Source organism: Caulobacter sp. FV1ye6ST (genome assembly GCF_058681225.1).
Genome location: NZ_CM178733.1, coordinates 307,311 through 319,110, shown reverse-complemented (window position 1 = coordinate 319,110; position 11,800 = coordinate 307,311). Strand labels below are relative to the sequence as shown.

The window sequence follows — 11,800 nt, the reverse complement described above, 5'->3', positions numbered from 1 at the left end:
GATGTCCGCAACCGCCTCATCCCGAAGAGACGACACCCTCATCGCCAGCCTTCTCGGCGAAGCCTTGTCCAGCCTTGGCGAGGACCAAGGTCCTGCCCGCGACTTGATCCAGCAAGCCAATCGCCTGCTGCGCCCCTTGCCTGCGGACCACACCCAAGGCGGTGGCTTGCCGCCCTGGGCAGCAGAGCGCGTCACGGCGCACATCGAATCCCACATCGGACAGACCGTCCGCATTGAGGACGTCGCCGAGCTGGCTTGCCTCAGCAAAAGCCATTTTGGACGCGCGTTCAAGGAGACCTTCGGCGTCCCATTCACCCAGTTTCTCGTCATGCGCCGCGTGGACCGGGCCAAATCCTTGATGGTGACCACGCGGGACAAGCTTTGTGAGATCGCCCTGGCCTGCGGCTTCGCGGACCAAGCCCATTTTTCGCGGGTATTTCGGCGTGTGGTCGGCACGACGCCGAGAGTCTGGCGCCGCCAGCGCGCCGTCGGTCTGGGATTTGAAGCGAATGGGTCGTCACAGCAAGGCGGCGAGCGACCTCGGTCTCAACCCACATCCGAGCTCGACTAGCCGGTGCAATGGCCACAGAGGCACGGCGCGCGGCTCGCATTGGCCGCACGTTTCGCTGTCCCCCGTCGCCATCCCCGCGCTAGCCTAATCGACTTCGAGAGGCCGACCGGACGGCTCCCGGACACGTCGGCGGCGAGCAAGGCGCGCCTCGTCTTTCATTTCCGATAAAGCGTACTCGACGCTGCGAACGTGTAGCCGCCATTTAGTAATGTCGCACCGTGCCATTTAGACATGTCACCCTCCGCCGCAACCGCGACGGAGGCCTCCAGGATGGCGTTGCATTTCATGAGCGACAAGGAGCTCTCGCGGCTGGAGATCCTTCGCGATCTCGCTAGCGGCCGGCTCACGACGCCGGCGGCGGCGCAGCTGCTGGGCCTGGAGCGACGCCAGGTTCAGCGATTGGCCAAGGCCTATCAGGAGCAAGGCGCCACGGCGCTGATCTCCAAGAAGCGTGGTCAGCCGAGCAACCGGCGCACGCCATCGACCGTCAAGACGCAGGCGCTGGACCTGATCCGCGCGCGGTACTCGGGCTTTGGTCCGACGCTGGCGGCCGAGAAGCTCCGCGAGCTCCACGGCGTTTATATCGGGCGTGAGACACTGCGGATCTGGATGCTTGAGGCCGGGCTATGGGCCGATCGCCAGAAGCGGCGTGGTCGGGTCTACCAGCCGCGCTATCGCCGGGAATGCGTCGGCGAGCTCATCCAGGTCGATGGGTCCGATCACTTCTGGTTCGAGGACCGCGCCGACAGCTGCACGCTGCTGGTCTTCATCGACGACGCCACCAGTCGGCTGATGCACCTGCAGTTCGTCCAGTCGGAGTCGACCTTCGCCTACTTCAACGCCACCCAGCGCTACCTTGAGGCCCACGGCAAGCCGATCGCCTTCTACACCGACAAGCATGCGGTCTTTCGGGTGAACAAGTCCGGCGGCCTCCATGGAGACGGCATGACCCAGTTCGGCCGCGCCCTCAAAGCCCTGAGCATCGAGATCATTTGCGCCAACTCCAGCCAGGCCAAGGGCCGGGTCGAGCGGGCCAACAAGACCCTGCAGGACCGGCTGGTGAAGGAGCTCAGGCTCGCCGGCGTCAGCTCGATGGACGACGGCAACGCCTTCCTCCCGAGCTTCATGGCCGACTACAACACGCGCTTCGCCAAGGCGCCGTTCAACGACAAGGATCTTCACCGGCCCATGGCGCCGCGGGACCGATTGGACGAGGCGTTCACCTGGCGCGCCGAGCGGACACTCTCGCAGGCGCTGACGCTCCAGTACGACAACATCCTCTTCATGATCGAGCCATCCGAGTTCGCGCAAGGAGCGATCGGCCAGCGCGTCGAGGTCGTCGACTTCCCCGATGGCCGCCTGGAGATCCGCCACAAGGGTCGCAGCATGCCCTACCGGACCTTCGACAAGGTTCGGCGCGTCACCGAGACGGCCGTGATCGAGAACAAGCGCCTGGGCGGCCTGCTCGCCTTGATCAAACAGAGCCAGGCGGCAGGGCCGCCTGGGGCACGCACCCGTAAAGGTCCCAGGCGCCGCGATCAGACCGGACATATGTTCGGGGTGGGTTAAGCCCCCTGCCCTGATGTCCGGTTTCCGGCGCAGACCCGATTTCTGCACCCGACCGAGGCTGTGTGAAAACCCCGCAAATCAGCTAGAATCCTGACATCAGACGAGCTGTCAGGAGGTGGAGTTGAGCCGCTTCGTTGAGGGTTGCGACCGCCTGCAGCCAACGCTGCTTCCCGAATGTCTGGACGACTACGTGGCCGAGGAGAACCCGGTGCGTGTGGTCGATGTCTTCGTCGACGAGCTGGATCTGGCGTCGCTGGGCTTCGAAGTGATGCCGGCGGCGACGGGACGTCCGGCCTATCACCCGGCCATGCTGCTGAAGCTCTACGTCTACGGCTACCTGAACAAGGTGCAGTCCAGCCGCCGGCTGGAACGCGAGGCGCGGCGCAATGTCGAGCTGATGTGGCTGACGGGCCGGCTGGCGCCCGACCACAAGACCATCGCCGACTTCAGGAAGGACAACGGCCCAGCGATCCAGGCGGCCTGCGCCCAGTTCGTGGTGCTGTGCCGCCAGATTGGTCTGTTCGGCGCGGCCCTGGTGGCCATCGACGGCAGCAAGTTCAAGGCGGTCAACACCCGCGATAAGAACTTCACGACCAACAAGCTCAAGAAGCGCCTGGAGCAAGTGGCCGAGCACATCGCCGGCTATCTGCGCGACCTGGACACCGCTGATCGTCAGGAGGGCGAGGCCGCCGAGACGCGATCGGAACGCCTGAAGGAGAAGGTCGAGCGGCTGCGCGAGCAGATGCGCTGGCTCCAGTCGATGGAAGCCAAGGTCTCGGCCTCGCCGGATGGCCAGGTCTCGCTGACCGATCCCGATGCCCGTTCGATGGCCACCACGGGACGCGGCAGCGGAATGGTCGGCTACAACGTCCAGTCCGTCGTAGACGCTGAGCATCACCTGATCGTCGCCCACGACGTGGTCATGACCGGTAGTGATCGCCAGCAACTCTCGGCCATGGCCGCCCAGGCCAAGGACGCCCTGGGTGTCGACGAACTGGAGGTGCTGGCCGACCGCGGCTACTTCTCGGGCGAGGAGATCCTGGCCTGCGAGGCTTTGGGCGTCACGCCCTATGTGCCCAGGCCCCTGACCTCCGGGGCCAAGGCCAATGGCCGGTTCGGCAAGCAAGACTTCGTCTATCTGCCTGACCAGGACGTCTACCGTTGCCCCTCGGGCGCGCTGCTGCCGCGCCACATGACCAATGTCGAGAACGGCATGACGCTGCACCGGTACTGGGATCACTTCAGTTGCCAGAGCTGCGCGCTCAAGCCCCAGTGCACGCCGAGCATCACCCGACGGGTGACCCGCTGGGAGCACGAGGCGGTCATCGACGCCATGCAAAGGCGGATGGACCTGACGCCCGGCGCCATGCGCCAGCGAAGGCGGACCGTCGAGCACCCCTTCGGCACGATCAAGGCCTGGATGGGATCCACACACTTCCTGATGAAGCGCCTTCCCAATGTGAAGACCGAGATCGGCCTCCACGTTCTGGCCTATAACCTCAAGCGGGTGATCGCCATCCTGGGCGTGGCGCCGCTCATGGAGGCGATCCAGGCCTGACGCCGGCCTCGCCGCGCGCTCGCCCCGTCTGGCCATGCTGCGGCCGTCAGCGGGTTTTTACACAGCCTCGACCCATTGCGGACTCGCCAGTAACGGCTAGCTTTGGCGGATGGGCCAACTCTCTTTCAGCGTTACGCCGGACGGTGACGGTGTTTGGCAAGTGCATGCGCACTTGGAAACAGAGACTTTCAGTGGGAGGGGCTGGTCATGGGGCTCCCCCGAGAGTTTCAGCGACTTCGCTGATCAGCTCTCCGCGTATCCAATTCGGGCGGGCGAACCGCCAAGACTGCAACTCGCTTACGGAATGGGTGACGGTGACGACCTGCGGCTAGCAGTCGAAGTCCGGCCAGTGGGAAGCCTGGGCACCCTAGAGGTCCGCGTGGAGATTGCAGACCCGGACGATCCGTCCTGCAGATTGAAGGCAAAGCTAATGACTAGCTACGCGGCAATTGATCGGCTGGTGCCTCAGCTGCGCAGCCTCGCGGCAGGAGCGCGAAAGGACGCAGTGCTTACCAGCGGGTAGAATGTCTCCTAACCACCCGTCGGCGACGCTAAAAAGGTCCGGTGTTGGTTTAGCCGTTGGGCCTTCGGCCAACACATTGTCCAGCATGCCACGCACCGCCACCGTCGAGACACGTGTCCTGAGCGACCGTCGGCGAAAAGCGGATGTAGGCGACAGCCGCGACCAGCACTGCAGCAATTAGCCCAAGGGCGATCCAGAGCCTTTTCATAAGGCGAAGCTAGCCCCGCCAATGTCCGACAACCACCGATGCCGTTGAAAAAGGCCTCTTATCTGGCGGGCGTTAGGTAGCGATGAGAGCCGTTGTCGCTCAGGCTGGTGAGGCGTGAGGCTGCTGCTGGACGAGTTTGGCGAGTTTGCGGAGGTTTTGGGCCGTCGCGGCGAGGAGGAACTCGTCTCTGGCGCCGTTGGGGCCTCGTAATCTAAGGCGATCCAACCCGACGATGCGCTTGAGGTGGGCGAAGAGCATCTCGACCTTTTTCCGTTCGCGCCGGGAGGTGATGTAGGCGTCGGTCTTGGCGATGTCGCGGGCCATGTCACGCGCGCCCTCGTGGATCGAGCGGGTCACTTTTCGATAGGGCTGGTTGGGGCAGCAGGCCGTCTTGAGCGAGCACGGCTGGCAGTCGTGGGTGCTGGCGCGGTAGCGGATGGTGTCGTCGGCGGGCTGGGCGTTGCGCGGAACCTTGAAGGCGCGCCGGCTGGACTTGAGCAGCTTGCCGCCCGGGCAGGTGTAGGCGTCGGCCTGGTGGTCGAAGCTGAAGTCGGCGCGGGAAAAGGTCCCGTCATCGCGCTGGGATTTGTCGAAGACAGGAATGTGGGGCTCGATGCCCTGATCATGGACCAGCCAGTCGAGCATCTCGGCCGTGCCGTAGGCGGTGTCGGCGGCCAGGCGCTCGGGATAGAGACCAAGGCGGTCGTTGGCGCGCTCGATCATGGTGCGACAGGCGGCCAGCTCGCCCTGACGCACCGCCGTCGAAGGCTCGACATCGACGATCACCGCATGATCCAGGTCGATGAGGTAGTTGGTGCAGTAGGCGAAGCTGGCCGGCCCGGCTTGGGCGGCGGTCCATCGCGAAGCCGGATCCGACAGTGAGATGTACTTGGGGATGACGGGCGTGGCCGCGCCGAAGGCTGCGTCGTCCAGGACCGCCAGATACTCCTCGATGGCCCGCCCGGCGGCCTCTGCCGGCAAGCCCGCGGCGCCATCGACGGCGGTCCTGTGCCGGCTGGCGTCGGCGCGGATGATACTGGCGTCAACGGCGAAGCCCTCGCCGCCGACCAAGCCCTCGGCAATGCAGCGGCGCACCACGCTCTCGAACAGCTCGCGCAGCAGGTCGCTGTCGCGGAAGCGGCCGTGGCGGTTCTTGGAGAAGGTGGAGTGATCGGGCACGTCGCCGTCCAGGCCCAGGCGGCAGAACCAGCGGTAGGCGAGGTTGAGGTGGACCTCCTCGCACAGTCGGCGCTCGGAGCGCACGCCCATGCAGTAGCCGATCAGCAGCATCCGGATCATCAGCTCCGGATCGATCGAGGGCCTGCCGATCGCGCTGTAGAACGGCGCCAAATGGGCCCGCACGCCTTCCAGATCGACGAACCGATCGATGGCGCGCAGCAGGTGATCCTGGGGCACGTGCCCATCGAGCGAAAACTCGTAGAACAGAGCCGGCTGCTCGATCCGACGCTCGCCCATCATGGCCGCGACCTCCTGCTACAACAGGAGTGAATCAGGCCGCAGGCGCCGCCTCAACGGCCTTTTTCAACACAATCCACCCTTCTGAGAAGTTCGGAACGTCCGCTCGCGGCGAGCAAACCCGTCAGAGCCTCGCCCGCCTGGCGGCGCGCTCGGTGAGATCAAAAAGACGAAGCCGCCCTGCCCTTGCCACGGTCGCCGGTCGGGCTCTGCGCTCCGTGAAGGCTCCGCGCCCGCCCGCCGCCCGACCCCAAATGCAGAGCCAGGTGACATTTCTAAATGGCAGACTCCGCGACATCTCTAAGCGGCGTAGACAGAACGACGGCGGCCCATGACGGCGTGGGTATTTCGCGCATCCATGCCAAAAGCTCGGCGACCGAAGGATCCTGGTCTTTGCGTCGTGGCATGATGCGAGCTCCATCGAGGCTACCTTACGATCATCCCACGATCGCCAGAATTCGCCACTGTCGAGGAGGGGGAACTTCCCCTATGCGAGGCCCGCAAAAAACTGGCGCAAGCGCCAGGGACGGGGATGCCCTGGCGCGTCTAGGCCCGGCGGACGAATGGCTCCGCCAGTTGCCTGAGTGATATGCCCATCAAATCAAAGCCGCCGCAGACGCGAACCGAAAAAGCTGGCTCCCCCAAGTGGAAGGTTTCCGCAGAGCGCCAATTGCCGACATTGGGGCCTCGCCGCAAACACGACCTTGGCCGGCGCCTGGCGTCCACGCCCATCGGACGCTTGAGAGCAGCGCCCCGCGATCGGTTGACCCCGGTTCTGACGCCGCTCGTCACCTTGGGGATGAGGAGCAAAGCCATTCATCCCAACGACTGCGCCGCTCGTCCCTCGCTGCTGGATCGGGGCGGCCGCAGCGTGGAGATCACCACACCGCCGCCATCCCAGGAGACCCCCATGCAGATCGCTTCCACCACGCCCCTTACGACCCGCAGGACCTTGCTTGCGTCGCTGCTGGCCCTGACGGCGGCTGGCGTGGCGGGCGTGGATCGCGCCGTGGCGGCAGTGGTTCAACACGCGCGCCCTGGAACGCGCGCTTGGCCGTCACAGCAACAATGGGCGTCGCTGGACGCCGCCGTCGGCGGCCGATTGAAGCCCGTCACTATGCCTGATCTGGCAGGGCAGGACGCGGCCGCGCGGCTAGCCGATCCCTTCTATATTGGCGAGCAGGCCGCGTTGACCCAGAGCTCGGGTTGGCTGGAGGGGTGGCGTTCAGCCCCCAGCGTCTATGCGATCCGCGCCGAGCAAACGTCCGACGTCGTCGAGGCCGTACGCTTCGCCGCCGAGCACCGGCTGCGACTGGTCGTTCGCGGCGGCGGCCACAGCTATCTCGGCGGCTCCAACGCGCCAGACTCCCTGTTGATCTGGACCAGGGGCATGCGCGACATCGCCCTGCACGACGGCTTCACGCCCCGGGGCTCGACCGCCGCGCCCGTCGCCGCCGTCTCGGTCGGGGCCGGCTGCCTCTGGGTCGACGTCTATGACGCGGTGACCACCAAGGGCGGCCGCTACGTCCAGGGCGGCGGCTGCACCACGGTGGGCGTGGCCGGCCTCGTTCAAGGCGGAGGCTTTGGCAGCTTCTCCAAGGGCTTTGGCCTAGCCGCCGCCAGTCTTCTGGAGGCCGAGATCGTCACCGCCGACGGCGTCGTCCGCGTGGTCAACGCCCATCAGGAGCCCGATCTGTTCTGGGCGCTGAAGGGCGGCGGCGGCGGCACTTTCGGCGTGGTCACCCGGCTGACCCTGAAAACCCACGACCTGCCGCCGGCCTTCGGCGCGGTGCGATGGACCATCCAAGCGATGTCCGACCAAGCCTTCCGCGATCTCATCAGCCGCTTCATCCAGACCTACGCTATCCACCTCCTGAACCCGCACTGGGGCGAGCAGGTCCGCGCCACGCCGGACAACCAACTGGTGATCTCGATGGTGTTCCAGGGTCTGGATGCTTCGGCCGCCCGCGACGCCTGGGCCGACCTGGTCGCCTTCGTCCAGGCCCGCCCCGAGACGTATCAGGCGCCGGAGCCGGTCGTCCTGGCCCTTCCGGCCCGCCACTTCTGGAACCCTGCGGTGCTCGACAAGTACGCGGCCGGCGCGATCAAGCACAGCGCCCATGCCGACGGCCGCTCGGGCGACTGGTGGTGGTCGGGCGACAGCGACCAGATCGGCGCGTTCTGGCACGCCTACACCTCGGCCTGGCTGCCCGTCTCGCTGCTGAAGCCGGCAGCGCAGCATCGTCTGGCCGACGCCTGGTTCGCCGCCAGCCGCCATTGGCCGGTGGCCTTCCACTTCAACAAGGGCCTGGCCGGCGCCGACGCCGGGGTGCTGGCGGCCTCGCGCGACACAGCCATGAACCCCCAGGTGTTGGACGCCTTCGCTCTGGCGATCATCGCCGACTGCGGCGGCCCAGCCTTTGCCGGCATGCCCGAGCCTGACATGGTGCAAGCCCGCGAGGCCGCCGCCAAGGTCCAAGCCGCCACCGCCGCCCTGAGGGCCGCCGCGCCAGACGCGGGAGGCTATCTGTCGGAATGCGATTTCTTCGCGCGCGACTGGCAGCGTTCCAGCTGGGGCCGCCATTGGACGCGCCTGCGCCAAGTCAAACAACGCTATGACCCGGCGGGGCTGTTCATCGTCCATCATGGCGTCGGCAGTGAGGCCTGGAGCCGGGACGGCTTCACGCGGCAAACTTAGGGCGCCCGCCACGCCGACTAAGCCACTACGGGCGCGTTGTTGTTGACGCTTTCTCTGCGCCCGTTCAGCGCCAAGAGCTGACTCTCGTACGGCTCCAGAAACACGACGTTCGGCTTTAGGCCAGCTTGCCTACCCAACGCACGAATGGCCGGTGACAGACCTTCAACAGCCGCCCGCCAGACAGTTGGTCGGATTGCCGGCAGTCGCAATGGGCAGCGGCAATGCCACAGTTCTGGAGCTGATCTTACGCGGCGAGGCGCTGGGCTGGGAGAAGCGCGCCAACGACGAGCCGGCTGAGCAAGCGATCCCCGATCGGAATAATCGCGTCGACGAAAAGGTCCGATGACGTGGTTTCGATGTGAGGCGGCTCTTGCAGCACGCTGGCGTCCACCTGGAAGGTTTCCTGGACGCCGTCGACGAGCACGCCCGCCAACTGCGCGCCGTGCTGGATCACGACGATGACATGGCGCGACGAGACTTCGGTCATGCTCAAACCTAACCGGCAGCGCAGATCGATGACCGGCATCACCGCACCCCGAAGATTAATGACCCCGAGCACGTAGCTTGGCGTGTGCGGCATCGGCGTCGCCGCGGTCCAACCCCGGATCTCTCTTACGCTGCGGATGTCGATACAAAACTCCTGGCCGCCGATCTCAAAGGAGATCAGTTCTAGTTGCCCGGCGCTGGGCAGGCCGCCATCGTTCAGCATTGGACCATCTCCCTTCGCGCGGATCAGAATTCTTCCCAGGACTGCGCCGACGCCTGCGCGCCGCCGCCGGGACGCGCGAAGGCGGCGATCTTGGCCTGGGCCCGCGCCACTGGGTTGGGGGCTGGGGCGTGACGGCCAGGCTGCGCGCGTTCGATCCGCGCGGCGGGCGCGCCGGTCTGGAAGCGCGCGACCAGCGAGGCAAGCTCGGCGGCTTCGGTCTTCAGATTGGCGGCCGCGGCGGTGGCTTCCTCGACCATGGCGGCGTTCTGCTGAGTGACCTGATCCATCTGATTGACGGCGGTGTTGACCTCATTGAGGCCGGTGGCTTGTTCCTGCGACGAGGTGGCGATCTCGGAGATCAAGACATCGATCTCGGCGATCTTGGTCACGATTCCCGTCAGCGCTTGGCCGGTGTCGCCGACGAGCCTGACGCCGCGTTCGACCTGCGCCGTGCTGCTGGCGATCAAGGTCTTGATCTCCTTGGCCGCTTCGGCCGAACGCTGGGCCAAGGCCCGGACCTCTTGGGCGACGACGGCAAAGCCGCGCCCGGCTTCACCCGCGCGCGCGGCTTCGACACCGGCGTTCAAGGCCAGGAGGTTGGTCTGGAAGGCGATCTCGTCGATCACGCCGATAATCTGGGTGATCTGACCTGAGCTCTGCTCGATCTCGCCCATGGCCGCGACCGCATCTCGCATGACGTCGCCAGATCGGGCGGCGTCGGTTCGCGCGCTGGAAGCCGCGGATGACGCTTGCTTGGCGCCGGCGGCGCTCCGCTTGACGGTGGCGGTGATCTCGTCGAGGGCCGCCGCCGTCTGCTCCAGGCTGGCGGCTTGTTGCTCGGTGCGGCGCGACAAGTCGTCGGACGCGGTGGAGATTTCATCCGCGCCGGCGCGCAAGCCGCCCGTCGTCGCGGTGATGCCGCTCATGGCTTCACGCAGGCTGTCGATCGCGGCGTTGAAGTCGTCCTTGATCTGCGCATAGCGACCCAGGAATTGGGCGCTGATCCGAGCTGTCAGGTCACCTTGCGCCATCCGCTTGAGGCTTTCGGCGAGGTTGGCGACAACCTCCTCCTGCTCCTCGGCCGCGCGTTGCCGCTCACCCTCGGAACGCATTCGCTCCGTCTCGATGGCGGTGACGTCGGTGGCGAACTTTATGACCTTGTAGGGCTTACCGTTCTCATCGAGCACGGGGTTGTACGAAGCCTGGATCCAGCACTCGGCGCCGCTTTTGCCGATCCGCAGGAACTTGCGCGCGACGAACTGCCCGTCGTTGAGTTCATTCCAGAAGTCGCGGTACTCGGCGCTCGCCGCTTCGGCTGGCGGGACGAAGATGCTGTGATGCTTGCCGACGACTTCCTCGGCCCGGTAGCCCAAGGCGTTCAGGAAATTGGCGTTGGCCCCGAGGATCGTTCCGTCGAGCTTGAACTCGATCACCGCCTGAGATCGATCCATCGCGGCGACCTGAGCCTTCAGCTCGCGCACTTCAGCGGCGATGGCGGCTTGCTTGGATTTGGCCAGGTTGGAAAACAGCATGGCGGTTTGATTTCGCTCCGAGAACAATGTTGCGCGAACTTTGTCGCTAAACGCTAACGGGGTCCTAATTTTCAATTCAAACGACGGTATGCCGCAGGCAAAGCTTCCCCAAACCGGGCAATACACTTGAGGGCGCGACTATTGGCCACGGTTAACGACTAATGAATTGCAATCTGGCCGATCCCATCTAAGCCGCAGTCGCGGTAGATGAGTTCAATGCGTGGTGGCGTGAGTATGGGTTTGGAAGATCTATTGGCCGTCCTGACAGCCGACTCGGATACGGCGGTGGTTGTCACGGATGGCGAGCTTTCGCATCCGGGCCCGACCATCCTGTACGTCAATGGCGCCTTCGAGCGCATGACGGGTTATCCGGGGGCGGAACTGGTGGGGCAGACGCCTCGACTGCTCCAAGGCGAGAAGACCAGTCTTGCGACACGCCGCGCACTGTCGCGCGCCCTGCGCGCCGGAAAGCGGCTGAAGGTCGCCTTGGTCAACTATCGCAAGTCAGGCGAGGCCTACCGGTGTGAGGTGGAGGTCTTCCCGATTCTCGATAGTCACGGAGTACTGGTCAATGCCGTCGCTCTGGAGCGTGAGGTCCCGCGAGGGCCAGGGCGACGTCCTGCGCTGGGTGATATCTCCAGCGCCTAGCATTCGCGATGACGTGGATTTTCCCCTTTGCAATCAGACCCCAGCACGCCGTTCGCGACTTGCGCAATGCGACTGAAGCCCTCCGGTTCGCCCGCGCCAATCAACTTCCCGCAGTTCACCCATCTCATTGAGGAGAGCGGTGCGCGTCGCCCCTTGTTCGTGATCCGAGCTGAGAAAAACGAGCAAGGGACGCTGTTTGGGCTGAAAGCGCGAAGGGGAACGGATACTTCGCGACCGAAGGCGAGGTTTTGCTTTTCGCCTTATTCCATCCCTAGAGACGTCCGTTCGCCACCCTCCCCGGCTGGTCA

8 protein-coding genes are annotated in these 11,800 nt (G+C 65.3%); 5 read left to right on the top strand and 3 right to left on the bottom strand.

What is annotated here, in order from left to right:
- The first annotated feature begins 1 nt into the window (after window position 1).
- The 3 genes from ACW175_RS01695 (at window position 2) to ACW175_RS01685 (ending at window position 3,698) form a co-directional block, all read left to right on the top strand.
- Window positions 2-571, top strand: coding sequence for a helix-turn-helix domain-containing protein (locus tag ACW175_RS01695; protein ID WP_492102946.1), 570 nt, complete (start codon window positions 2-4; stop codon window positions 569-571).
- Window positions 572-841: 270 nt separating this feature from the next.
- Complete coding sequence (locus tag ACW175_RS01690) at window positions 842-2,140, top strand: ISNCY family transposase (RefSeq protein WP_492102945.1); 1,299 nt, start codon at window positions 842-844, stop codon at window positions 2,138-2,140.
- A gap of 121 nt (window positions 2,141-2,261) precedes the next feature.
- A complete protein-coding gene (locus ACW175_RS01685) occupies window positions 2,262-3,698 on the top strand; it encodes an IS1182 family transposase (RefSeq protein WP_492102035.1) in 1,437 nt (478 codons plus the stop codon).
- Window positions 3,699-4,528: 830 nt separating this feature from the next.
- Here ACW175_RS01685 and ACW175_RS01680 read toward each other — a convergent pair.
- On the bottom strand, window positions 4,529-5,908 hold the full coding sequence (locus tag ACW175_RS01680) for an IS1182 family transposase (RefSeq protein ID WP_492102944.1): 1,380 nt from the start codon (window positions 5,906-5,908) through the stop codon (window positions 4,529-4,531).
- Window positions 5,909-6,815: 907 nt separating this feature from the next.
- Here ACW175_RS01680 and ACW175_RS01675 point away from each other — a divergent pair.
- On the top strand, window positions 6,816-8,603 hold the full coding sequence (locus ACW175_RS01675; RefSeq protein WP_492102943.1) for an FAD-binding oxidoreductase: 1,788 nt from the start codon (window positions 6,816-6,818) through the stop codon (window positions 8,601-8,603).
- 244 nt (window positions 8,604-8,847) lie between these two features.
- On the opposite strand, the gene ACW175_RS01670 is transcribed toward ACW175_RS01675, so the two are convergent.
- On the bottom strand, window positions 8,848-9,312 hold the full coding sequence (locus ACW175_RS01670) for a chemotaxis protein CheW (RefSeq protein WP_492102942.1): 465 nt from the start codon (window positions 9,310-9,312) through the stop codon (window positions 8,848-8,850).
- A 23-nt stretch (window positions 9,313-9,335) separates the two neighbouring features.
- Entirely contained in the window at window positions 9,336-10,844 is a 1,509-nt protein-coding gene (locus ACW175_RS01665; RefSeq protein ID WP_492102941.1) for a methyl-accepting chemotaxis protein, read from the bottom strand.
- Window positions 10,845-11,078: 234 nt separating this feature from the next.
- Between ACW175_RS01665 and ACW175_RS01660 the strand changes: the two genes are divergently transcribed.
- Window positions 11,079-11,492: a PAS domain-containing protein gene (locus ACW175_RS01660; protein ID WP_492102940.1), complete on the top strand. Its 414-nt coding sequence runs from the start codon at window positions 11,079-11,081 to the stop codon at window positions 11,490-11,492.
- Window positions 11,493-11,800 lie beyond the last annotated feature (308 nt).